The sequence below is a fragment of the Pantoea sp. YR525 genome, from assembly GCF_900116775.1.
In the GTDB taxonomy this organism is placed as follows: Bacteria; Pseudomonadota; Gammaproteobacteria; order Enterobacterales; family Enterobacteriaceae; genus Pantoea; species Pantoea symbiotica.
In genome coordinates this window covers 369,597-391,928 of record NZ_FPBU01000002.1, presented here as the reverse complement: position 1 = coordinate 391,928, position 22,332 = coordinate 369,597, and the positions used below count along the sequence as shown (strand labels likewise).

The 22,332-nt window shown below is 53.5% G+C and carries 24 protein-coding genes; 13 read left to right on the top strand and 11 right to left on the bottom strand.

Translation table 11 applies throughout. The annotated features are described in order from the left end of the window. Positions 1-55 precede the first annotated feature (55 nt). Entirely contained in the window at positions 56-1,036 is a 981-nt protein-coding gene (locus tag BM323_RS05315) for a LacI family DNA-binding transcriptional regulator (protein ID WP_008107611.1), read from the top strand. Positions 1,037-1,121: 85 nt separating this feature from the next. On the opposite strand, the gene BM323_RS05310 is transcribed toward BM323_RS05315, so the two are convergent. Then, on the bottom strand, positions 1,122-2,054 hold the full coding sequence (locus BM323_RS05310) for a ribokinase (RefSeq protein ID WP_008107613.1): 933 nt from the start codon (positions 2,052-2,054) through the stop codon (positions 1,122-1,124). A gap of 11 nt (positions 2,055-2,065) precedes the next feature. Then, complete coding sequence (locus BM323_RS05305; protein WP_008107616.1) at positions 2,066-2,947, bottom strand: SIS domain-containing protein; 882 nt, start codon at positions 2,945-2,947, stop codon at positions 2,066-2,068. A 322-nt stretch (positions 2,948-3,269) separates the two neighbouring features. On the opposite strand from BM323_RS05305, the gene BM323_RS05300 reads away from it, so the two are divergent. Next, on the top strand, positions 3,270-4,223 hold the full coding sequence (locus BM323_RS05300; protein WP_008107617.1) for a sugar phosphate isomerase/epimerase family protein: 954 nt from the start codon (positions 3,270-3,272) through the stop codon (positions 4,221-4,223). 63 nt (positions 4,224-4,286) lie between these two features. Next, positions 4,287-5,522 (top strand): MFS transporter, encoded by a 1,236-nt coding sequence (locus BM323_RS05295; RefSeq protein WP_008107625.1) that lies wholly within the window; start codon positions 4,287-4,289, stop codon positions 5,520-5,522. Positions 5,523-5,613: 91 nt separating this feature from the next. Here the strand turns inward: BM323_RS05295 and panB are convergent, their stop codons facing one another. Both panB and BM323_RS05285 read right to left on the bottom strand, forming a co-directional pair. Then, on the bottom strand, positions 5,614-6,414 hold the full coding sequence (gene panB / locus BM323_RS05290; protein ID WP_008107626.1) for a 3-methyl-2-oxobutanoate hydroxymethyltransferase: 801 nt from the start codon (positions 6,412-6,414) through the stop codon (positions 5,614-5,616). 11 nt (positions 6,415-6,425) lie between these two features. Further along, complete coding sequence (locus BM323_RS05285) at positions 6,426-7,037, bottom strand: LysE family translocator (protein WP_008107629.1); 612 nt, start codon at positions 7,035-7,037, stop codon at positions 6,426-6,428. A gap of 210 nt (positions 7,038-7,247) precedes the next feature. Here BM323_RS05285 and BM323_RS05280 point away from each other — a divergent pair, with 210 nt between their 5' ends. Further along, the gene (locus BM323_RS05280) at positions 7,248-7,700 is read left to right on the top strand and encodes an Lrp/AsnC family transcriptional regulator (protein ID WP_008107631.1); all 453 of its coding nucleotides are present in this window, start codon (positions 7,248-7,250) and stop codon (positions 7,698-7,700) included. A gap of 146 nt (positions 7,701-7,846) precedes the next feature. Here the strand turns inward: BM323_RS05280 and ychF are convergent, their stop codons facing one another. Then, positions 7,847-8,938 (bottom strand): redox-regulated ATPase YchF, encoded by a 1,092-nt coding sequence (ychF, locus tag BM323_RS05275; RefSeq protein ID WP_008107633.1) that lies wholly within the window; start codon positions 8,936-8,938, stop codon positions 7,847-7,849. A gap of 111 nt (positions 8,939-9,049) precedes the next feature. Continuing rightward, positions 9,050-9,637 (bottom strand): aminoacyl-tRNA hydrolase, encoded by a 588-nt coding sequence (gene pth / locus BM323_RS05270; RefSeq protein WP_008107639.1) that lies wholly within the window; start codon positions 9,635-9,637, stop codon positions 9,050-9,052. A 257-nt stretch (positions 9,638-9,894) separates the two neighbouring features. Here pth and ychH point away from each other — a divergent pair, with 257 nt between their 5' ends. After that, positions 9,895-10,170, top strand: a complete 276-nt coding sequence (gene ychH / locus BM323_RS05265) for a stress-induced protein YchH (protein ID WP_008107641.1) — start codon at positions 9,895-9,897, stop codon at positions 10,168-10,170. On the opposite strand, the gene BM323_RS05260 is transcribed toward ychH, so the two are convergent. The 4 genes from BM323_RS05260 to lolB all read right to left on the bottom strand — a co-directional run bounded on the left by BM323_RS05260 (position 10,167) and on the right by lolB (position 14,131). Then, a complete protein-coding gene (locus BM323_RS05260) occupies positions 10,167-11,342 on the bottom strand; it encodes a GGDEF domain-containing protein (RefSeq protein WP_008107643.1) in 1,176 nt (391 codons plus the stop codon). The two genes, ychH and BM323_RS05260, sit on opposite strands and share 4 nt — an antisense overlap. Positions 11,343-11,569: 227 nt before the next feature. Next, on the bottom strand, positions 11,570-12,517 hold the full coding sequence (gene prs / locus BM323_RS05255; RefSeq protein ID WP_006118899.1) for a ribose-phosphate diphosphokinase: 948 nt from the start codon (positions 12,515-12,517) through the stop codon (positions 11,570-11,572). 124 nt (positions 12,518-12,641) lie between these two features. Then, the gene (ispE, locus tag BM323_RS05250; protein ID WP_008107645.1) at positions 12,642-13,511 is read right to left on the bottom strand and encodes a 4-(cytidine 5'-diphospho)-2-C-methyl-D-erythritol kinase; all 870 of its coding nucleotides are present in this window, start codon (positions 13,509-13,511) and stop codon (positions 12,642-12,644) included. Next, positions 13,508-14,131 (bottom strand): lipoprotein insertase outer membrane protein LolB, encoded by a 624-nt coding sequence (lolB, locus tag BM323_RS05245; protein ID WP_008107647.1) that lies wholly within the window; start codon positions 14,129-14,131, stop codon positions 13,508-13,510. Before lolB ends, ispE begins: the two co-directional genes overlap by 4 nt. 216 nt (positions 14,132-14,347) lie before the next feature. On the opposite strand from lolB, the gene hemA reads away from it, so the two are divergent. The 6 genes from hemA to kdsA are packed head-to-tail and all read left to right on the top strand — an operon-like array spanning position 14,348 to position 19,659. Then, positions 14,348-15,604, top strand: a complete 1,257-nt coding sequence (gene hemA, locus BM323_RS05240; protein ID WP_008107657.1) for a glutamyl-tRNA reductase — start codon at positions 14,348-14,350, stop codon at positions 15,602-15,604. 41 nt (positions 15,605-15,645) lie between these two features. Then, positions 15,646-16,728 (top strand): peptide chain release factor 1, encoded by a 1,083-nt coding sequence (prfA, locus tag BM323_RS05235; protein ID WP_008107659.1) that lies wholly within the window; start codon positions 15,646-15,648, stop codon positions 16,726-16,728. Next, complete coding sequence (gene prmC, locus BM323_RS05230) at positions 16,728-17,567, top strand: peptide chain release factor N(5)-glutamine methyltransferase (RefSeq protein WP_008107662.1); 840 nt, start codon at positions 16,728-16,730, stop codon at positions 17,565-17,567. Before prfA ends, prmC begins: the two co-directional genes overlap by 1 nt. Positions 17,568-17,569: 2 nt before the next feature. Next, entirely contained in the window at positions 17,570-17,968 is a 399-nt protein-coding gene (locus BM323_RS05225) for a SirB2 family protein (RefSeq protein WP_008107663.1), read from the top strand. Further along, positions 17,965-18,774, top strand: a complete 810-nt coding sequence (gene sirB1, locus BM323_RS05220; RefSeq protein WP_008107665.1) for an invasion regulator SirB1 — start codon at positions 17,965-17,967, stop codon at positions 18,772-18,774. The genes BM323_RS05225 and sirB1 overlap by 4 nt, the downstream gene beginning before the upstream one ends. A 30-nt stretch (positions 18,775-18,804) precedes the next feature. Next, positions 18,805-19,659: a 3-deoxy-8-phosphooctulonate synthase gene (gene kdsA, locus BM323_RS05215; RefSeq protein ID WP_008107666.1), complete on the top strand. Its 855-nt coding sequence runs from the start codon at positions 18,805-18,807 to the stop codon at positions 19,657-19,659. Positions 19,660-19,733: 74 nt separating this feature from the next. On the opposite strand, the gene chaA is transcribed toward kdsA, so the two are convergent. Beyond that, the gene (gene chaA, locus BM323_RS05210) at positions 19,734-20,819 is read right to left on the bottom strand and encodes a sodium-potassium/proton antiporter ChaA (RefSeq protein ID WP_008107674.1); all 1,086 of its coding nucleotides are present in this window, start codon (positions 20,817-20,819) and stop codon (positions 19,734-19,736) included. 367 nt (positions 20,820-21,186) lie between these two features. On the opposite strand from chaA, the gene chaB reads away from it, so the two are divergent. After that, positions 21,187-21,417, top strand: coding sequence for a putative cation transport regulator ChaB (gene chaB, locus BM323_RS05205; RefSeq protein WP_008107682.1), 231 nt, complete (start codon positions 21,187-21,189; stop codon positions 21,415-21,417). Positions 21,418-21,654: 237 nt separating this feature from the next. After that, positions 21,655-22,326 (top strand): gamma-glutamylcyclotransferase, encoded by a 672-nt coding sequence (locus BM323_RS05200; RefSeq protein WP_008107689.1) that lies wholly within the window; start codon positions 21,655-21,657, stop codon positions 22,324-22,326. Positions 22,327-22,332 lie beyond the last annotated feature (6 nt).

Sequence of the window (22,332 nt, the reverse complement as noted above, 5' to 3'; positions counted from 1 at the left end):
TGGGCGCGGAATTATGGTAGCCTCCGTAGTATCTGACTGAGCAAGAGTTGCAAGCATGTCCATCCAAAAAATCGCCCGTTTAGCGGGCGTTTCTGTGGCGACAGTTTCACGGGTGCTGAATAACAGCGACACGGTAAAAGCGCAGAATCGTGAGAAAGTCCTGCAAGCCATTAAAGCGAGTAATTACCAGCCAAACTTGTTAGCGCGTCAGTTGCGCACAGCGCGTAGCTCAATGATTCTCGTCATGGTGTCGGATATCTCCAATCCTTTCTGCGCCGAGTTGGTGAAAGGCATTGAGGAGCAGGCGGAGAAGAACCGCTATCGCATTCTGTTGTGTAATTCTGGATCAGACATCGAGCGCTCGCGCTCCAGTTTGCAATTGCTGGCCGGTAAAATGGTGGATGGCATTATCACCATGGATGCATTCAGTAAGTTGCCAGAGCTGGCACAGCTGATTGGCGAAACGCCGTGGGTGCAGTGCGCGGAATACGCTGATGCTGGGGATGTCTCCTGCGTCGGCATTGATGATGTGCAGGCATCAAAGCACGTAGTGGCGTATCTGGCGAGCAGGGGACGACAGCGTATTGCGTTAATCAACCACGATCTCAGCTATAAATATGCGCAGCTGCGACAGGCGGGATATCAGCAGCAACTTAGCCACGAAGCGCGCAGCTGGCAGGCCATCTCTTACGCCACCGAGCTGAGTTTTAATGCCGGTAAACAGGCGATGGAAAGCTTGCTGGCAGCGCCCGAGCGTCCAGATGCAGTGTTCGCGGTGTCGGATACCTTAGCGGCGGGCGCGCTTTCAGCCATTCACGCCGCCGGACTGCGCGTACCGCAGGATATTGCGGTGACCGGATTTGATGGCACCGACCTCGCCGAAATGGTCACGCCGCCGCTGAGCACGCTGGCGCAGCCGTCGCGCGATATGGGGCGAGAAGCGTTCGATTTGCTGCTGAATAAGATCGACCAACCTGATTCGCCGGCTCAACGCATTATGATGGACTGGCACTTTGTGGTGCGTGCCAGTACTTGATGGGGCACTTGCGGATAGATTCTACGTTGCCGAAGAGGGTGCTAGACGGTGTAATGATGCTCTTGGGATCGCCAGGCGTGCAGTGTTACCCAAACAGCCGCTGGCGGTTTTGCGTCAGCGCATGGGCTACATCAGGCAGCATCGGGAAAGAACTCTGACCGCCATATTTCTGAATTGAGCAGGAGCTGATTTCAGCAGCGAATGGAATCGCTTCTTCCAGAGCGATATTGTTCACCAGGCAATAGGCGATGCCGCCAATAAAGGAATCGCCTGCGCCGGTGGTATCCACCACATCCGGGCAGAACACGGCGGGATAATGTCTGGCGCCTGCATCACCGGATAACACCGCGCCTTTCTCGCCCAGCGTGATAATCACCCGGCCATTCACCTTCTGCTGTAACGCCGCCGCACAGGCCATCGCTTCCTTGACCGACGTGACGGAAGTTTTGCTCATAAAGCTGGCTTCGGTCTCATTCACCACCAGAAAATCCACCTGGCTCAGCGCCTGCACAGAGATTTCGCGTGCTGGCGCGTTGTTGAGCAAAATCTGGCAATCGTGACGGCGTGCAACGCTGATGGCACGTTCAACCACATGATCGTGAATTTCCGACTGCAGGATTAACAGTGGACGATCGCTGAATAACCCATCGTGAATATCGGATTCGGTTAACAGGTAGTTTGCGCCCTTAATAATGGTGCTGCAGTAATCGCCGGATTCCAGAATCTGCACGATGCCAATGCCCGAGGTTTTTCCGCGTTGGCTAATGTTATCCACCGATACTCCGTTTTCATTCAGCGATTTTATGAGCTCACTGCCATAAATATCATTGCCTACGCAGCCCACCATATTGACGTTCAAGCCCAGCTTGGCGCACTGAACCGCCTGGTTTGCCCCTTTTCCGCCCGGCATTAGCATTAATTCGTTGCCGGTAAACGTCTCCCCAATTTCCGGCAGGCGATCCTGCTGGACAAGAATGTCGTAGTTAAGACTGCCAATAACAACAATATTATGTTTCATCATTTCGGCCCTTAATTGGCGGTGCGTTTGGACGCAACCGCATTTCTAGTGTTGTGTAAACTGGTCTGGCTTTTTTCGCTGGTCTTGCTGGCGATAATGGTAAAAATGGCATCGAGAATATTCAGATGCACAATGCGCGTGGTGGCGTTTTCTCCGGTAATCGGATTGTTTTTAACCGAGGAGATAATCGAGTGCCTGGCAATTAAACTCAGCGGGCTGTTGGGATAATTGGTCAGGCAGATGGTTTCTGCGCCGTTCTCATTCGCCGCTTTTACCATCTGGATAATGTCTGTGGTTTGGCCGGAGTGGGAAATTGCCAGCAGAATATCGCCGGGTTGCATCAATGAGGCGGTCATCAACTGCTTGTGGCTGTCACTGAAAACCGACGAGAAGATACCGATTTTCAGCAACTTATGATTGAAATCATCACAGATTGAGCCTGAACCACCGCATCCGGCAATAAAGATGCGTGCACTTTCTGGCTTATTAATAAACAGATACGCCACCGCTTTGATCACGGCACTGTTAATCACACTCAGTGAATCCTGTAGCGCCAGCACTGAATTTAAAAAGGTGCTTTCAATCACCTGCTCAACATATTTCTCTGAATCCGGAATCACTGGAATATCAATAATATCTTCCTGCGTACTGACTTGCCGGGCGATATTGATTTTCAGATCGTGAAAACCGGTAAAGCCGAGTTTTTTAGATACTTTAGTAATGCTCGATACGCTGACATTCAGATAATTCGCAATATCAGTGATGCACATTTTAGATAATGACTGTGGATTGTCGTCAATAAAACGTGCAATAGACCGTTCCTTTTTTCCCAGCTCAGGTGCAAGCGTGCGAGCCAGCAGGAATATCTCATTGCCTTTAAGTCGGTTATGCATGTTGAGCGCTCAATAAAAACGTTGTCGCTAAGCTAGCATGGTGATTAGGGGAAAAGTGTTAACTGGATCACATGCTGTAAAACGTTTTACTGATGCATTTTACTGGTAGTAAAATAAAAGTATCATAATTGCGACTGTTATTTTACTAGCAGGAAAATGATTATTTAACTTGTTGTATTTTAATGGTTTTACTCGCAGTAAAATTTTCACTATTATAAATTACCCTTTTATTTTATTAGCGGTAGTATTTATCTATCCGCATTTACCTGATGAATATTCTCATTTATAAGAAAGTGGAAATCCCATTAAAGGTAATTTAAAAATGAAATTCTCATCACGTATAAATTCATTTCGCTCCAGAGCCGATCTGTTTGCGGCGAAGAACAAAATGGATACTTGCGATCTTATTACGCGTATGGGTACCGTTGCGGGCTTGACGCATATTGAGCTGAATTATCCGGAACATTTTATTGGTCAGGATAAAGAACTGATCAAGCAGACCATCGCCGATAACAATTTGCAGGTCGGTGGCATTGCACTGCGTTATAACAAAGAGTTCATTGACGGTGAATTCACCAATCCGGATGCCGCACTGCGTAAAAAAGCGATTGAAATTACCCTTGAAGCCGCAGAGATGTGCAAATACCTCGGCGGTAATACCGTCACGCTGTGGTTTGGCTACGATGGCTACGATTATCCGTTCCAGCAGGATTATTTCCGCGCCTATGAGTGGCTGGTCAGCGCATTACAGACCGTGACGCAGTCCCACGCGGATATGCAATTCAGCTTTGAATACAAGCCGTATGAGCCGCGCACCTTCTCCTTTATTGGTGATGTCTCTTCAACGCTCATGCTGATTGATGACGTGGGCTCCGACAATCTCGGTATTACCCTCGATTTTTGCCACATGATCATGAAGAAAGAGAATCCCGCTTTCTCGCTGTTCCAGTCGGCACGCAAAAACCGTCTGGTGGGTTTCCACTTGAACGATGGCTATGGCCATTTTGATGATGGGTTGATGCTGGGTTCAGTGCATCTGATGCAGACGCTGGAATACATCTATTACGCAAAACGCGTTAACTTCAGCGGCCTGATCTATTTCGATACCTTCCCAAGCCGTGAAGATCCGGTTGCCGAATGCGCGCAAAATATTCGCATGTATAAAGCGCTTTCAAGTTTTATCGACCGCCTGAGCATTGATGAGATCGATCAGCTGATTAAAAGCCAGGATGCACTGAAAGTGCAGGGCATGCTGATGAAAATCATCGCTGAATAAAAACAAAATCAAAACTTACCTCTATTAACTACAACCAGTCAGTGTCTGACACTGGGGGAAACTATGTTCGATAAAATAGGTTTGCCTAAAAACTTGCTTTGGGGCTATATCGGCCTCGCGATATTCATGATCGGTGATGGTGTAGAACAAGCGTGGATTGCCATCTGGCTGGTGGATAAAGGACTCTCCGTCGCGCAGGCCTCTTATCTGATCACCGCATACGGTGTCACGGTGACGCTGGCGGCCTGGGTAACTGGCGTGCTGGTGCAAACCCTCGGACCGCGCAAAGTGATGGTATATGGGCTGATCACCTTCGTCATCGGCAGCATCGGGTTTATCGGCATTGGCCTCAAGACCATGCACATGGCCTGGATGCTGCCATTTTATGCCATTCGCGGCATCGGTTATCCGCTGTTTGCCTACTCGTTTCTCATCTGGATTAACTACAGCACGCCGGTGGAGCGCCGTTCTACCGCAGTGGGTTGGTTCTGGTTTACCTTCTCGCTGGGTTTAAGTGTCATCGGTCCGTTCTTCTCCTCGCTGGCATTGCCGGTGATGGGCGAAATTCATGTGCTGTGGATCGGCATGGTGTTTGTGGTGGTGGGCTCAGTGTTAGGCATTTGGGTTAACCGTGACGTGGTACCGGCATCTGAAATTCATCCTTTCAGTGCGGCGGAGTTAATTAAAGGCATCACCATTTTGCAGCGTCCGGTGATCGCCATGGGATTGGTGGTGAAATCGGTCAACGGCATCGCCCAATATGGTTTAGCCACATTCCTGCCGCTGTACCTGATCAGTTTCGGCTACAGCAAAACCGAATGGCTGCATATGTGGTCGGCGGTATTCCTGGTGGCGATTTTCGCCAACCTGTTCTTTGGCTTCTTCGGCGATAAGTTTGGCTGGCGTACCACCATTATGTGGGTCGGCGGCTTTGGCTATGCCGCGGTGCTGATTCTGGTTTGGTCGGTGCCGCAGGTGCTGGGCCATAACTTCTATGTGATGGCGTTCGTGCTGTGCCTGTGCGGCATTACCATGGCGGGTTATGTGCCGCTGTCAGCGCTGTTCCCGTTACTGGCCCCGGACAGCAAAGGCGCAGCGATGTCGGTGTTGAATCTGGGCGCAGGTCTGGGCGCATTTATCGCTCCCGCTATCACTGCGCTGTTCTACTCATCGCTGGGCGCGGGCGGGGTGCTGGGGATTTATGCCGGGCTTTATGTGCTGAGCGGCGTGCTGACGCCATTCCTGAAAACGCCAGAAGAGCTGGATGCGCGGGTGGCGATGACGGATAAAGCCGCCTGACAGACGTGAGATTTTGGTTATAAAAAAAAAGCCCAGTTAATAACTGGGCTTTTTATTGCTAGCAACAGATTAGACGTTGATGTCTGCGGCGCTATTCTGCGTAACAATGCTCGGCGGCGGGAAAGCTCCTGTCCTTGACTGCTGCAACATAGCTCTGAATGGCGACCTGAATGCTTTCCTGACCCGACATAAAGTTACGCACAAACTTAGGCGCACGCCCGGTGATGCTGAGCCCGAGCATATCGTGCAGCACTAACACCTGACCATCGGTATCCACGCCAGCGCCAATGCCGATAACCGGAACCGCAACCGCTTCGCTCAACGCTTTGCCCACCGAGCTGGGAACAGCTTCAACCAAAATCATTGCCGCACCGGCCGCTTCCAATTTTATCGCCGCATCGATCAGAGTCTGCGCCGGCTCCTGGCCTCGCCCCTGAACTTTGAAACCACCAAACACATTTACTGATTGCGGTGTCAGTCCAATGTGCGCGCAGACTGGGATGCCATTGCGCGTTAACTGGCGAACGGATTCACACAGCCATTCACCGCCTTCAAGCTTCACCATCTGCGCACCGGCCTGCATCAAGCGGCCCGAGCTTTGCAGCGCCTGTTCAGGCGAGGCGTAGGTCATGAAGGAGAGATCGGCGATGATAAAGCTGCCGGCATTACCGCTTTTCACGCTGGCCGTGTGATACGCCATATCATCAAGGGTGACCGGCAGCGTGCTGTCGTGGCCCTGCAGGATCATCCCGAGGGTATCGCCGATCAGCAGCATATCGACGCCAGCACGGCTGGACTCATGCGCAAATGTCGCATCGTAGCAGGTCAGCATGGCAATCTTTTCGCCACGCTTTTTCATTTTTTGCAGGTGGGTTAGCGTGATATCTGGCATTCAATATCTCATCAAAGCGATTCTGTCAGTAAGAGTGCTGCGATGACGATCATCAGAGCACCGGATGTTTGGCTGACCCTTCGTGCAGCCTGCGGGCGGGTGCGTAACACCGCTCTGGAACCTAATCCTACAATCAGGTACACCACCGCGCAGCTAAATACATGAACCATACCTAACGCTGCCATCTGTAATGGCAGTGGCCATGCGCCCTGCGGATCGGTGAACTGTGGTAACAGCGCCAGAAACAGCAGAAACACCTTTGGGTTAAGGCCACTGATGCAAAGCCCTTTCAGCGCCCAGCGACCGGCATTGCCTGCGTCAGTGGCGTCTCCTGCACTGGGAATGGTGGGATGTCGCAACATGCCGATGCCCAGCCAGATTAAATAGCACGCGCCCGCCACGGTTAACACTTTCATCAACGCCGGTAAGCTGGCGACCATCGTGCCAACGCCAGCCGCAACAATAAGCGTGGCAATCAGGTGGCCGCTGAGCAGACCCAGAACCGCCGGGATCACCCGCCCTCCACGCATGCCAGCGGAAATCGCATAGGCCCAGTCAGCGCCCGGTGTGATAACGAATAGAACCGATACGGCCCAAAATGCCGCGAAGAAACTCAGCGCCATGGCGATGCACCTTTCATCTCAACGTTGAGGTAAGAAAACATCGCGCAGAAGCGCATTAAAGGTAGTTTGTTAAGCACGTTCTCAGTCCCGGTTAGCGGATGAATCATCTATTACGTCATGCGTCATTCGCTAGAAAGAATATCCTCAGAGAGTTAGAATGTGCTCTCAATGTGGGGCGTGCTAAACGCTAATTCAGGAATAAGTTTCCAAATGGATCGTATTGACCGCAATATTCTTGCTGAGCTGCAAGCGGATGGCCGCTTATCGGTGACGGAGCTAGCAGAACGGGTTGGGCTGAGCCTCTCTCCTTGCCATCGCCGGGTTAAAGCGCTGGAACAAAGCGGCATTATCCGTGGGTATCGCGCGCATCTTGATCCCGTCTGTCTGGGATATAACTTTTCGGCAATCGTGTTTGTGACTTTACGCGAAGGCGATCGCCGTGCGGTGAGTGCGTTCGAAGACGCGGTGGAGGATTTGCCGCAAATTACACTGGCGCAGCGTTTGTTTGGCGATCCGGATTATCTGCTACACATCACCACGCGCGATTTGCCCGCTTTCCAGCAGCTGTATGATGAAAAGCTATCCGGTCTGCCTGGTGTTCAACGGTTAACGTCGACGCTAGTGATGAAAACGGTGATTCAGGATCGCCCGTTACCGCTGTGAATTTCCGCTGAAACAAGCGAACGCACCATGCCGCCAGTTTTTGCAGCCAATTCGTCTGGGTAAAAGGGATAAAAAAAATCCACGCCAATGCGTGGATTTTGGGATTTTTTGTCTGACGCGATAGCGCGGCAGACAACATTAAGGCTTTAGACGTTGAACAGGAAGTTCATCACGTCGCCATCTTTAACGATGTACTCTTTACCTTCTGAGCGCATCTTGCCGGCTTCTTTCGCGCCTTGTTCACCTTTGAACGCAACGAAATCTTCAAACGCGATGGTCTGAGCGCGGATAAAGCCTTTCTCGAAGTCGGTGTGGATTTTACCCGCCGCCTGTGGCGCAGTGGCGCCAACGGGGATGGTCCATGCACGCACTTCTTTCACGCCAGCGGTGAAGTAGGTTTGCAGGTTAAGCAGCGCATAACCGGCGCGGATCACGCGGTTCAGACCCGGCTCTTCCAGGCCCAGTTCAGCCATGAACTCATCGCGCTCGTCATCTTCCAGCTCAGCGATATCAGATTCAACCGCAGCACACACCGGCACCACGACTGAACCTTCAGCTTCGGCAATCGCACGCACCTGATCGAGGTACGGATTGTTTTCGAAACCGTCTTCGTTGACGTTAGCGATGTACATGGTTGGCTTCAGCGTCAGGAAGCTGAGGTAGCGGATTGCCGCTTTCTCGTCAGCATCCAGATTCAGTGCGCGCAGCATGCCCGCTTCTGACAGGTGCGGCAGGCACTTCTCCAGCGCAGCCAGTTCGGCTTTAGCATCTTTGTCACCGCCTTTGGCTTTCTTCTGGCAACGCTGAATCGCGCGTTCGCAGGTGTCGAGATCCGACAGCGCCAGCTCGGTGTTGATCACGTCAATATCTTCCGCTGGGTTAACTTTACCCGCTACGTGGATGATGTTGTCGTTTTCGAAGCAGCGCACTACGTGGCCGATGGCTTCGGTTTCACGGATGTTGGTCAGGAACTGGTTGCCCAGGCCTTCACCTTTAGAGGCGCCTTTCACCAGACCGGCGATATCGACGAATTCCATGGTGGTTGGCACTACACGCTGTGGCTTAACAATCTCGCTCAGCTGATCGAGGCGCAGATCGGGCATTGGCACTACACCGGTGTTTGGCTCGATGGTGCAGAACGGAAAGTTGGCTGCTTCGATACCCGCTTTAGTCAGCGCGTTGAACAGGGTGGATTTACCGACGTTCGGCAGGCCCACAATACCGCATTTAAATCCCATGGTCTGATTACCTTTCTCACTGAGTGCGCGGCGCTTTTTAAAAGCGCCGACAGATTCAAAAAATTTCGCGCATTATACACAGAATTGCCTTCTGCGGCGCGGGAATTGGCCTTAGCCCGCCTTGAACGCGTGCAGGCGGTTCATCGCCTTGATCTTGTCTTCTTTCAGCCACAACTCGGTGCAGCGCACCGCTTCGTCTACGGCATCGTCAATCAGCTTTTGTTCGCTGGCTGGCGGCTTGCCCAGCACGAAACCAGTGACTTTATTGCGGTCGCCAGGATGGCCAATGCCGACACGTAAACGGTGAAAATTATTGTTGTTGCCCAGTTTGCTGATGATGTCTTTCAGGCCGTTGTGGCCGCCGTGGCCGCCGCCTTGCTTAAATTTTGCTACGCCGGGCGGTAAATCCAGCTCATCGTGCGCCACCAAAATCTCTTCTGGCGCAATGCGATAGAAGGTCGCCATCGCCGCCACCGCTTTCCCGCTGAGGTTCATAAACGTGGTGGGCACCAGCAGGCGCACATCTTCTCCCGCCAGCGACAGGCGCGCGGTGTAGCCGTAAAATTTTGGCTCGTCTTTTAACGACTGATTGTTGCGGCTCGCCAGTAAATCGACATACCAGGCGCCAGCGTTATGGCGCGTTGCGGCGTATTCAGCGCCGGGATTGGCCAGCCCCACAATCAGTTTAATGCTGCTCACGATGTTTATCCTGTCTTGCTGCGGAAAGGGCGATAGTTTACTGCCTGGCGGCACGGATGACAAAGGCCACAAGCAGCAGATAATGTCTCTGCGTGACTAATCATTTTCTATCGAAATCAAGGCACTGGCGGTAAAGATTTGTCAAAGGTTGTGAAGGATATGTGATCCTGTACGCAACTTAAGCGGCAACTATTGCCTAAGCTTATGGCTAGTTAACCATACGTGCTGTTTTGCCTATATAAGGATGGAGGTGGATCATGAAACGTCAAAATTGCCGCTATGTAGGTAACGGTTTGATGTGTTTGGGTTTACTGACGATGGTATTGGGCGTCGGCTATTCCATTATCAATCAGCTTCCTTCACTCAACCTGCCACAATTTCTCGCGCACGGTGCGATGTTCAGCATCTTCGTTGGCGCTTTGCTGTGGCTGGTCGGCGCGCGCGTCAGCGGACGTGAGCGCGTGGAAGATCGCTATTACTGGTTGCGTCATTACGGCGATAAGCGCTGCCGTCGCAATCACTCATCACATTAAGTGAGTACGGTTTGCTGCAGCGGCTGTAACTGCGCGAGATAACATTCGATGCGGTTACGGCCGCTTGCTTTTGCGCGATACAAAGCTTCATCGGCCAGCGCCAGCAACGGCGGGAAAGGTTCGCCGGGCTGCAGTGCGGTGGCAAAACCGATACTGACGGTATAGCGTACGTCGTTGGGTTGCGACAGCTGTGTTGCTAAACGGATACGTTCACACACGCGCTGCGCCTGCTCGGCATCGCCGGGAATAATCGCTGCAAACTCTTCACCGCCCAGACGGGCAAAATGTCCACTCTCCGGTAACAACGCCTGCACTACCTGACAAAAATCGATTAATACCTGATCGCCTTGCTGGTGGCCAAACCGGTCATTGATGCTTTTAAAATGGTCCAGATCGAACAGCACCGCGCTGTAAACAAATTGCTGTGATTGTCGCGCGCTGCGCAGCACCATTTTATCTGCCTGCTCGAAAAGCGCACGACGATTCCACACGCTGGTGAGCGGATCGAGCATTGATGCCAGTTTGTGGGCGATTTGCGTGCGCTCATTCACCATCGCCAAAATAGTGAAGCTCAGGCCAATGACAAATAGAATCGATTCGAGAATCACATAAACCGAGAAGCTGGAGCCGCCGATCGCACCACGCACCGGCGTTGCTACCGCATCATCGAGAAAGATGCGCGCCACGTGAAACAGCAGATGGATCCACAGCAGGATTTGCGCCGGCCAGAAGGTAACGGTTAACGAAGCGCGCACGCGCCACAGCAAGCGGATCAGCGCGCCGGTATAGATGATGCACAGCAGGCAAACCACCAGCACGCGCTTCGGCTGGCTGTGATAAAACTCGGGGAACAGGCACAGAATCGCCCACAATAAACCGCCGCCTAACCAGCTGAGTCCAATGGTTTTACCGCAGAAGATGCGGAAGGCGTTGAGCAGATTGCCGTAAGCCAGCAGCAGCATGATGTTGCCGACCGCTACCGGTAAAAACTGGAATCCCGCGCTGCGTAAGCTGCTGAGGAACACCGCGATCAACGTTAAAACCAACGCCAGCGTGGTGCAGCCCAATACGCGATCGTACTGCGCGCCAACCCAGGCAAAAACCAAAATGATACTCAAAAACCCCAGCACATAGAGCTCGCAAACAAACAGTGTGTAGATGTCGAGAGTCATAGTGGTCGGAGCTCTTGAAAAAGTGGGGAAGAAAATACCATTAATTATTGGAGCGCTAAAGGGCGGCAATGCGAGTTGCGGGAAAAGAGTGGATGGCAGCGAGAATAGCAAGATTTAACGAAATTTATCGCGCAAATATCAGCGGCGAAAGTGGCTTAATCGGTGAGTCAGGTTTAGGACAGTGAACAAAGAAAAACCGGGCACAAGGCCCGGTTTCACGCGATGAATTAATGCTCAAACATCGCGGAGATTGATTCTTCGTTGCTGATACGACGAATCGCTTCGGCCAACATGCCAGACAGCGTCAAAGTACGCACGTTAGGCAGAGATTTCATCTCTTCAGACAGCGGAATGGTATCGCAGACAATCACCTGGTCAATCACCGACTTACGCAGATTTTCCACCGCGTTGCCAGAGAAGATTGGGTGAGTTGCGTAAGCGAAGACACGTTTCGCGCCGCGCTCTTTCAACGCTTCAGCCGCTTTGCACAGCGTACCGCCGGTGTCGATCATATCGTCGACCAGTACACAGTCACGACCCGCAACGTCACCAATAATGTGCATCACCTGAGAAACGTTCGCGCGCGGGCGGCGTTTGTCGATGATAGCCATATCGGTATCGTTAAGCAGTTTAGCGATGGCGCGGGCACGCACTACGCCACCGATGTCTGGGGATACCACAATTGGATTTTCCAGGCCAATTTGCAGCATATCTTCCAGCAGGATTGGGCTGCCAAAGACGTTATCCACCGGGACATCAAAGAAGCCCTGAATCTGTTCAGCATGCAGGTCAACGGTGAGAACACGGTCAACGCCCACGCTGGAAAGGAAATCGGCAACTACTTTGGCGGTGATCGGTACACGAGCAGAACGCACACGGCGATCCTGACGCGCATAGCCAAAGTAAGGAATAACAGCAGTAATACGACCAGCAGAAGCCCGACGCAAAGCGTCGACCATCACAACCAGCTCCATCAGATTATCGTTGGTGGGGGCACAGGTGGACTGGATGATGAAAATATCACCACCGCGTACATTTTCGTTGATCTGTACACTTACTTCACCATCACTGAAACGGCCAACAGCGGCGTCTCCGAGGCTAGTGTAAAGGCGGTTGGCAATACGTTGTGCTAGTTCCGGGGTGGCGTTACCAGCAAATAGCTTCATATCAGGCACGAGAAGAACCTCAGGCTTGGCGTCCAGAGAATGAACGGCTCTAGAGTAACCGGCGAATACCAAAGAGCATGTTCATACGGGTGTGTTAATGCGCAACATGCAGTGTCTGGAACGTGTGACACTGTCACGTAGACGCTTTTAGCCCAGAAAGTGTGCGCTGCAACGGCGAGAGGTTAAGCCCGCGCGCCACAAATCCGCAAATCCATTTCGGGGCAAGCTCCAGCACCTGACGTGCGTCGGATTCGGTGTCAAATTCAGCAAACACACAAGCTCCGGTCCCAGTCAGGCGCGACGGCGCGTATTCTAGCAGCCAGGAAAGCAGCTCATCAACCTTACGAAAACGTTTTCTTGCCACAGACTCACAATCATTGTGAAAAGGACGCTGTAACAGTTCATCTAATGTGCGGATTGGTGAATCGCGCGTCAGATCGGGATCGCGGAACAGATCCGGCGTTGCGATACTCACGCCCGGATGCGCCACCAGATACCATTTTTCTGCCGGTTCAGCCGGCTGCAACAGTTCGCCCACGCCTTCAGCAAAGGCTGCGTGACCACCAATAAACACTGGCACATCCGCGCCCAGCTTGATGCCAATCGCTGCTAGCTCAGCAACGCTTAAGCCGGTTTGCCACAGATGATTTAGCGCCACTAACACCGTTGCCGCATCCGAAGAACCGCCGCCAAGCCCGCCGCCCATCGGCAAAAGTTTTTCCAGCGCGATGCTGGCACCGGCTTGCGCAGGCAAAGTGCCACGCGCGGCGGCGAAGGTTCTTAACGCCTGCGCGGCACGCACAATCAGGTTCTCTTCATCCGGTACGCCGTCCAGCGGTGTCAGCAGCGTAATCTTGCCGCTGCTGTCTGGCGTGATTTCCAGCGTGTCACCGTAATCGAGAAATTGAAACAGCGTTTGCAGGTTGTGGTAGCCGTCAGGACGACGGCCAGTGATATACAAAAACAGATTCAGTTTTGCTGGCGCGGGCCACGTGGTGATCATTGGGTGGTCCAGCTATCCATGCGTAATTTGATGCGCTGGCCGCCTTCAGACAGCTCCAGATTCGCCGGCAGCGGTGGATTCACTTTGCTGTCGTAATCAGCAATGTTCACTTTCCACTGCTGACCGTTACGGCTGTAGTTCAGGCTTTGCAGCTGGTAATTGTTATTCAGCTGATAATCGCTGGCATCGCCCGGCAAGCCCATCATCCACTGACGCAGATTGGCTAGCGGGATATCCATGCCGGTAAGCTGTGAAATCATCTTCTCTGCATCGTTGCTGACGTAGCGCTTGCCTTTATTATCAACGATCTGCACCACGGAACCTTGCGCATCCAGCTGCAATTCGGTGCTGCCGAGCGGATTGGTTAACAGCAGACGATAGCGATCGGCAGCGGTTTGCTGCCAGTTAAAGCGCGCATAGACTTTTTGCTTATCCGACAGGTACGCGAACGCGCCGCGCGTCTGATACTGGCTGATTTTCGCCACGGCTTGTTGATGCTGCTGCCATTGCGGTGACGTGGTGCTTGGGCCCGGACCTTGTGGTTTGTTAATGGTACATGCAGCCAGTAACACGCTGGCAAGGGGTAAAAGGCGCAGTAACTTGCGCGGGGGCAAATGCATCACGTGGTCATCTCCTCAGACACGTTTTTACTTCGTAACCGGTAACGCTAACCATCCGCATGTAAGCCGTCAATGCTGTTATGGCAATAATTGCGCACGATCAGTTTAATCTTATTACAGTCATAGGCTTTGTATGGCTTTTCTTGACCTGTGGCATCTTGTAGAATGCGCTGCACAAAACCCTGACAACTCTTGGGATATCCCAACCCGAATCACATGACGCTGCTTGCACTCGGAATCAACCACAAAACTGCACCTGTTGCGCTACGCGAACGCGTTGCGTTTACACCAGACACGCTGGAACTGGCGCTGAATAGCCTGCTGTCCCAGCCGATGGTGCAGAGCGGCGTGGTCCTCTCGACCTGCAACCGTACGGAACTCTACCTCAGTGTAGAGCAGCAAGCCGACCTGCAGGAGAAGCTGGTGCGTTGGCTGTGTGACTATCATGATCTGCGTGAAGAGGATGTGCGCAACAGCCTCTACTGGCATCAGGATAACGCGGCGGTCAGCCATCTGATGCGTGTAGCCAGCGGGTTGGATTCACTGGTGTTGGGTGAACCGCAGATTCTAGGTCAGGTTAAAAAAGCCTTTGTTGATTCGTCACGCGATCATGCGCTGAGCAGTGAACTGGAGCGCATGTTCCAGAAAACCTTCTCGGTGGCCAAGCGTGTACGCACCGAAACCGAGATTGGTGCCAGCGCCGTTTCGGTCGCCTTCGCCGCCTGTTCCCTGGCGCGTCAAATCTTTGAATCGCTCAGCACCGTTAACGTGCTGCTGGTCGGCGCCGGTGAAACCATCGAGTTAGTGGCGCGTCATCTGCGCGAACACTCCGTCAAGAAGCTGATGATCGCCAACCGCACCCGCGAACGCGCGCAGCTGCTGGCTGATGAGGTTGGAGCCGAAGTGATTGGCCTCGGCGATATCGAAACCCGTCTGGCCGATGCCGACATCATTATCTCTTCTACCGCCAGCCCGCTGCCGATTATCGGTAAAGGGATGGTGGAGCGCGCACTGAAAGCGCGTCGCAATCAGCCGATGCTGCTGGTGGATATCGCCGTACCGCGCGATGTCGAGCCGGAAGTGGGCAAGCTGGCGAACGCCTATCTCTACAGCGTTGATGATCTGCAAGCGATCATCGAGCAGAACATGGCGCAGCGTAAAGCCGCCGCCGTGCAGGCCGAAAGCATTGTGGTGCAGGAGAGCGGCGAATTTATGGCCTGGCTGCGCGCGCAAAGCGCGGTTGAGACCATCCGTGAATATCGCTCGCAGGCCGATCAGGTGCGCGCCGAGTTACAGGAACGCGCGCTGGCCGCGCTGCAGCAGGGCGCTGACGCCGAAAAAGTATTGCAAGAGTTGGCGCACAAGCTGACCAACCGTTTAATTCATACACCAACCAAATCACTGCAGCAGGCCGCGCGCGACGGCGACAGCGAACGCCTGCAGATCTTACGTGACAGCCTCGGTTTAGAGTAATCTGGTCAGTCACGACCTATCACTGGGATACCCGCTATTACATGAAGAGCTCTATTGTTGCCAAGCTGGAAGCGCTCCAGGAACGCCACGAGGAAGTGGAAGCGTTGCTGGGCGATGCCGGCGTGATTGCCGATCAGGATCGTTTCCGTGCGTTATCACGCGAATATGCCCAGCTTAGCGACGTCACCCGTTGTTTCCGCGAATGGCAGCAGGTGCAGGAAGATGTTGAAACTGCCGAAATGATGCTGGAAGACCCGGAAATGCGCGAGATGGCGCAGGAAGAATTGAAGCTGTCACGCGAGAAGCGCGAAGAGCTGGAACAACAGCTTCAAGTGCTGCTGCTGCCGAAAGATCCCGACGATGAACGTCCGTGCTTTGTCGAAGTGCGCGCCGGCACCGGCGGTGATGAAGCGGCAATCTTTGCTGGCGATCTGTTCCGTATGTACAGCCGTTATGCTGAAGCACGTCGCTGGCAGGTGGAGATCATCAGCGCCAACGAAGGTGAGCACGGCGGCTATAAAGAAGTGATCGCCCGCATCATCGGCGATGGCGCGTATGGCCGCTTTAAGTTTGAATCGGGCGGTCACCGCGTCCAGCGCGTGCCGGAAACCGAATCGCAGGGCCGTATTCACACCTCGGCTTGTACCGTTGCGGTGATGCCGGAGCTGCCAGAAGCGGAAATGCCGGAAATCAACGCCGGCGATTTGAAAATCGACACCTTCCGTTCTTCCGGTGCCGGTGGTCAGCACGTTAACACCACCGATTCCGCGATTCGTATCACCCACTTGCCAACCGGCATTGTGGTGGAGTGTCAGGACGAACGTTCACAGCACAAAAACAAAGCCAAAGCGTTGGCGGTGTTGGGTGCGCGTATTCATGCGGCGGAAACGGCAAAGCGTAATGCAGCAGAAGCCTCAACGCGTCGTAACCTGCTCGGCAGCGGCGACCGTTCGGACCGTAACCGCACCTATAACTTCCCGCAGGGCCGCGTTACCGATCACCGCATCAACCTGACGGTTTATCGTCTCGACGAGGTGATGGAAGGCAAGCTGGATTCCCTGATTGAGCCGATTGTGCAGGAGTATCAAGCCGATCAGCTGGCCGCGCTGGCTGGACAAGACTAATGATCATCCGTCGCTGGCTACAGCAGGCTGTAGTCGCGCTCTGTGGTGGCGACAGCCCGAAGCGCGATGCGGAAATATTGCTGGGTTTCGTGACGGGCAAACCGCGCAGTTGGCTGATCGCCTTTGACGATGCCGAACTGGACGCGCAGCAGCAGGAACAGCTGAATGCGCTGCTGGCGCGCCGCGTCAACGGTGAGCCGATTGCGCATCTGGTCGGCGAGCGTGAATTCTGGTCGCTGCCGTTGCGCGTCAGCGATGCCACACTGATTCCGCGCCCGGACACCGAAGTGCTGGTGGAACAGGCGCTGGCACATCTGCCGCTTACCGCAACCTCACTATTGGATTTAGGCACCGGCACCGGCGCGATCGCGCTGGCGCTGGCCAGCGAGCGGCCAGGCTGTCAGGTTATCGGCTGCGATCGTATTGCCGCAGCGGTGGAACTGGCGCAGGACAACGCGCAACGTCTGCACATCGAAAACGCCCGCTTCATCCTCAGCAACTGGTTCAGCGATCTTCCCGCCCAACGTTTTGATCTGATTGTCAGCAATCCGCCCTACATTGATGCCGCCGATGAACATCTGCAGCAGGGCGACGTGCGCTTTGAGCCGCTTAGTGCGCTGGTGGCGGACGATCAGGGTTTGGCTGATTTACGTTTCATCATTCACACCGCACCGAACTGGCTGCACGTTGGCGGCTGGTTGCTGCTGGAACATGGCTGGCAGCAAGGCGCAGCCGTACGCGCCATCATGACGCAGCACGGTTATCAGGCGGTAAGCACCGTTGACGATTACGGCGGTAATCCGCGCGTCACACTAGGACAATTTTTTAACAAGGAATAACGATGGCTAGCTGGTATCCCCTCATTAAACATTTTCACTTGCTGACCGTCGCGCTGACGATTTGTCTGTTTTTGCTGCGTTTCTACTGGCAAACCACCGGCTCAGCGATGCTGCAGCGCCGCTGGGTGCGCATTGCGCCGCACATCAACGACACCTTTTTGCTGTTAAGCGGTGCGCTGCTAGTGATGATTACGCACTTTTATCCGTTCACACCGCAAGGAAGCTGGCTGACGGAGAAGCTGTTAGCGGTTATTATCTACATCGCCTTAGGTTCCGTGGCATTGAGCCGTCGCCCACGTAAAATGGGGACACGTTGGATCGCCTTCCTGATTGCAATCGTAGCTTTGCTGTTTGTGATTAAGCTGGCGATGACCAAAATGCCGTTATTGGGGATTGTATGACCTCGCCAGAGCAACTCGATTACAGTGAAACACCGTTGAGTGAAGCGGTGATTGGCGCCACATGCGCCATACGCAATGATTTTTCTGCGCCTTCTGTGCAACAACAGTTGGCGGCAATGGTCGATGAAGCCCGTGAGTTCATCAGCAGCGAGCAGGACGCCGATTTGCAGCTGGGTAAGCTGCTGGAGCTGTTCTATCGTCAGTGGGGATTTGGTGGCGCCAGCGGCGTCTACAATCTCTCTGACGCGCTGTGGATCGACAAAGTATTGAAGAGCCGTCAGGGCACTGCAGTGTCGCTGGGTGTGATTCTGCTGCACATCGCCGATGAGCTGGAATTGCCGCTAATGCCGGTGATTTTCCCGACGCAGCTGATTCTGCGCGCCGATTGGTTAGATGGCGAAATGTGGCTGATCAACCCGTTCAACGGCGAAACGCTGGATACGCATACGCTGGAAGTGTGGCTCAAAGGCAACATTAGCCCAACCGCCAAGCTGTATAACGATGATCTCGACGAAGCCAAGACCATCAACGTGATGCGCAAGATGCTCGACACCTTGAAATCCGCGCTGATGGAAGAGAAGCAGATGGAGCTGGCGCTGAACGTCAGCAAAGTGCTGCTGCAGATCGATCCTGATGATCCTTATGAGATTCGCGACCGTGGTTTGATTTACGCGCAATTAGAGTGTGAACACATCGCGCTGACTGATTTGACCTATTTCGTTGAACAGTGTCCTGAAGATCCGGTCAGCGAGATGATTAAAGTGCAGATTCACGCAATTGAACAGAAACAGGTAACACTGCACTAAGCGTTACCCGATAAAAGGAAAGGAAAGGGCATGACACAGAAAGTAGTGAAAATCGGCGATATCAAGGTCGCAAACGATCTGCCATTCGTTCTCTTCGGCGGCATGAACGTGCTGGAATCGCGCGATCTCGCCATGCGCATCTGCGAACACTACGTTAAGGTCACCGACAAACTCGGCATCCCTTACGTATTCAAAGCCTCTTTTGACAAAGCGAACCGCTCTTCGATCAAATCCTATCGTGGTCCAGGCCTGGAAGAGGGCATGAAGATTTTCCAGGAGCTGAAGCAGGCTTTCGGTGTGAAAATCATCACCGACGTGCACGAAGCATCGCAGGCGCAGCCGGTGGCTGACGTGGTTGATGTGATTCAGCTGCCGGCATTTCTCGCCCGTCAGACCGATCTGGTGGAAGCGATGGCGAAAACCGGCGCAGTCATCAATGTGAAGAAGCCACAGTTTGTGAGCCCAGGCCAGATGGGTAACATCTATGACAAATTCGTCGAAGGCGGTAACGATCAGGTTATCCTGTGCGATCGCGGCAGCAACTTCGGCTATGACAACCTGGTTGTCGATATGCTCGGCTTCAACGTGATGAAGAACGTCACGCAAAATAGCCCAGTGATCTTCGACGTTACCCACGCGCTGCAAACGCGCGATCCGTTCGGCGCTGCGTCTGGCGGCCGTCGTGCGCAGGTGGCTGAGCTGGCGCGCGCTGGTATGGCGGTTGGCATTGCTGGTCTGTTCATCGAAGCACACCCAGAGCCAAACAGCGCTAAATGCGACGGTCCATCCGCACTGCCGCTGGATAAGCTGGAGCCATTCCTGGTGCAGATGAAAGCGATCGACGATCTGGTGAAGAGCTTCCCAGAGCTGGACACCAGCAACTGATTGTTTTCAGATGTGAAAAAGGCGCCGATGGCGCCTTTTTTATTGGCTGGTCGCCATAAATAGCGACCTGTCACTCACAGCATAATCGTCAACAAATAACCGGCAAACAGCGCCAGATGCGCGGCACCGTTCAACACGTTGGTGCGGCCCGTTGAGAACGAGATGTGGCACAGGATCAGCACGGCGCTCATGATCACCATCTGCGGTGGCTCAAGGCCGAACACCAATTGCTGGTCGGTCAGGGTAGCGATGATAGTAACTGCAGGCACCGTCAACGAAATGGTCGCCAGCACCGAACCGAAGAACAGATTCATTGCGCGCTGCACCTGATTCATCAGCACCGCTCTAATCGCACCCAATCCTTCCGGTGACAGGATCAACAGCGCCACCAGGAAGCCGGTGAACTGTGCTGGGGCATTCAGCTCTGTCAGCAGGCTCTCCAGCGGATTGGCGTTCATCTTGGTTACGGCGATAACCGCAATCAGATGCACGATCAGCCATACGGTGTGCCACAGTGAACTGTGCGCAGAAGGCTTACCGTGATGCGGATCGTCGCCATCATCTTCATGCTCATAAACGAACAGGCTTTGGTGCGTTTTAGTCTGAATCAGCAGGAACACGCCGTACATCGCTGCGGAAATCGCCGCGATAATTAGCGCCTGAGTGGTAGTGAAGTTGCCGCCGGGTAACGCGTTGGGAAACACCAGTACCAGAATCGCCAGCGGGAAAATGGCGATCATATACTGCTTAACGCCCGCCAGGTTAACGTACTGCGTGGCAAACTTGCGTCCGCCCAGCAGCAGGGCGAAGCCGACCAAACCGGCGGTCACAATCATGATGATTGAGTAGAGCGTGTCGCGCATCAGCGCGGGCGCGGCATCGCCGGTGGCCATCAGCGCCGAAATCAGACTCACTTCGAGAATGACAACGGAGAGACTTAAAATCAGCGAGCCATAAGGTTCGCCTAAACGGTGTGCCAGAACGTCGGCGTGACGCACCACGCTGAACGCGCTAAACAGAATGGCAACTAATGCCAGCAGGTTGATGCCGATAACCGGCAGAAGCGCTGTCTGGTTACCGAAGAAGCTCAGCACCGCCAGCGCAGCAACGGGGAAAATCAGTGAGTACTCGGTATGGCGGGTTTTCTCATGTCCAGGCATTTACCATCCTCTCCGGAAAAAGTACAAAGCAGGCAATCATTGCCTGATTAATATAATGAGTTTTCTGACGTAACGCAGTGTAACTTTTCATCAGCTGTGCTGCTGTGCCTTTACGCGATTTTACCAAAAGCGTTTGTTATGCATAACACGGCAAAAGAGTGTGTTATCGCTGGATTAACGCCTGTATTCATTATGTTGCATGAGTCACTCACCCAATTAAAGATGAGATTGGTCTGGTTAATCGACGCATAGTGCCAAGTTTATGAAGGTTTAAACCTGTTTTACGCCATCTGCCAGTGAAAGTACCAGTTTGCGTTTTGACTCAGATGATCCAGACTTAAACCCTGGGTATGAAACAGGAGGAAATATGCCTTATTCATCAAACAAAGAGCTGCCAGACAGCGTGCGTCATGTCCTGCCAGCTCAAGCGCAAACCATCTATCAAGAGGCCTTTAACAGCGCCTGGGACCAATACAAAGATCCCGACGACCGGCGTGGCGAGGAGTCGCGCGAAGAGGTGGCCCACAAAGTCGCCTGGGCAGCAGTCAAGCATGAGTACTCAAAAGGTGACGATGACAAGTGGCACCCTAAAAACTAGCTTGTCTTGCGGGCCGGTGCGGCCCGCTTCGCATTTTTCCCTTCGCCATTCAAGTTACTCGCCAGGCAGCCGATGCTATTTACATAGAATTTCCCTTTTGTGATCGGGGTCAATCTTGAATGTTTTGTTAAAAATGAATTAATGTCTTCTCTTAAGGCGAAGTGTTCAGCGTCGCCTGTAGACATCAGTTTTAAGGAACCACACCGGCAAGATGTCAGCGCAGTAGAGGAGACCACAGTGTTAACGCGGGAATTTTTATTAAAAGCAGATTGTAAAACATCGTTTGGCGATATTGATGAAGCGCTGTTCTGGAGCTGTGAAAAGCGTGCGGCATCGCTGTCAGCGACGCTTGCCTGTCGTCCTGATCAAAGCCCGGTGTGGATTTTTGGCTACGGCTCGCTGATGTGGAACCCGATTTTTGAAGCGGCAGAAGTGGCGCCTGGCCGATTAGAGGGCTGGCACCGTGCATTTTGTCTGCGTCTGATTGCCGGTCGCGGCACCGTCACCGCGCCTGGCCGCATGCTGGCACTGAAAGAGGGCGGATCCACCAGTGGACTGGCGTTCCGTTTACCGGAATCGCGACTGCATGATGAGCTGGAGCTGCTGTGGAAGCGTGAAATGATCACCGGCTGCTATCTGCCAACCTGGTGTGAGCTGGAGCTGGAGGATGGACGCAACGTCACCGCGCTGGTGTTCATTATGGATCCGCGTCATCCGCTGTATGAAACCGACTCATGCCGCAGCACCATTGCGCCATTAATTGCCCAGGCCAGCGGGCCGCTCGGCACCAACGCACAGTATCTCTATGCGCTGGAACAGGAGCTGGGCAAACGTGGGATGCAGGAAGCGGCGTTGACGCGCCTGGCGGCAGAAGTCAGAGCGCTGCAGAATCATTCAGCAGCGCGCTAACGCGCA

Excerpts from the sequence above, each read along its gene's own strand:
- prfA (WP_008107659.1), top strand. The coding sequence starts at position 15,646 with ATGAAGAGCTCTATTGTTGCCAAGCTGGAAGCGCTCCAGGAACGCCAC.
- sirB1 (WP_008107665.1), top strand. The coding sequence starts at position 17,965 with ATGACCTCGCCAGAGCAACTCGATTACAGTGAAACACCGTTGAGTGAA.
- ychH (WP_008107641.1), top strand. The coding sequence starts at position 9,895 with ATGAAACGTCAAAATTGCCGCTATGTAGGTAACGGTTTGATGTGTTTG.
- chaB (WP_008107682.1), top strand. The coding sequence starts at position 21,187 with ATGCCTTATTCATCAAACAAAGAGCTGCCAGACAGCGTGCGTCATGTC.
- BM323_RS05225 (WP_008107663.1), top strand. The coding sequence starts at position 17,570 with ATGGCTAGCTGGTATCCCCTCATTAAACATTTTCACTTGCTGACCGTC.
- chaA (WP_008107674.1), bottom strand. The coding sequence starts at position 20,819 with ATGCCTGGACATGAGAAAACCCGCCATACCGAGTACTCACTGATTTTC.
- BM323_RS05310 (WP_008107613.1), bottom strand. The coding sequence starts at position 2,054 with ATGAAACATAATATTGTTGTTATTGGCAGTCTTAACTACGACATTCTT.
- ychF (WP_008107633.1), bottom strand. The coding sequence starts at position 8,938 with ATGGGATTTAAATGCGGTATTGTGGGCCTGCCGAACGTCGGTAAATCC.
- lolB (WP_008107647.1), bottom strand. The coding sequence starts at position 14,131 with ATGCATTTGCCCCCGCGCAAGTTACTGCGCCTTTTACCCCTTGCCAGC.
- BM323_RS05295 (WP_008107625.1), top strand. The coding sequence starts at position 4,287 with ATGTTCGATAAAATAGGTTTGCCTAAAAACTTGCTTTGGGGCTATATC.
- panB (WP_008107626.1), bottom strand. The coding sequence starts at position 6,414 with ATGCCAGATATCACGCTAACCCACCTGCAAAAAATGAAAAAGCGTGGC.
- ispE (WP_008107645.1), bottom strand. The coding sequence starts at position 13,511 with ATGATCACCACGTGGCCCGCGCCAGCAAAACTGAATCTGTTTTTGTAT.
- BM323_RS05305 (WP_008107616.1), bottom strand. The coding sequence starts at position 2,947 with ATGCATAACCGACTTAAAGGCAATGAGATATTCCTGCTGGCTCGCACG.
- BM323_RS05260 (WP_008107643.1), bottom strand. The coding sequence starts at position 11,342 with ATGACTCTCGACATCTACACACTGTTTGTTTGCGAGCTCTATGTGCTG.
- BM323_RS05280 (WP_008107631.1), top strand. The coding sequence starts at position 7,248 with ATGGATCGTATTGACCGCAATATTCTTGCTGAGCTGCAAGCGGATGGC.
- prmC (WP_008107662.1), top strand. The coding sequence starts at position 16,728 with ATGATCATCCGTCGCTGGCTACAGCAGGCTGTAGTCGCGCTCTGTGGT.
- kdsA (WP_008107666.1), top strand. The coding sequence starts at position 18,805 with ATGACACAGAAAGTAGTGAAAATCGGCGATATCAAGGTCGCAAACGAT.
- BM323_RS05300 (WP_008107617.1), top strand. The coding sequence starts at position 3,270 with ATGAAATTCTCATCACGTATAAATTCATTTCGCTCCAGAGCCGATCTG.
- hemA (WP_008107657.1), top strand. The coding sequence starts at position 14,348 with ATGACGCTGCTTGCACTCGGAATCAACCACAAAACTGCACCTGTTGCG.
- BM323_RS05315 (WP_008107611.1), top strand. The coding sequence starts at position 56 with ATGTCCATCCAAAAAATCGCCCGTTTAGCGGGCGTTTCTGTGGCGACA.
- BM323_RS05285 (WP_008107629.1), bottom strand. The coding sequence starts at position 7,037 with ATGGCGCTGAGTTTCTTCGCGGCATTTTGGGCCGTATCGGTTCTATTC.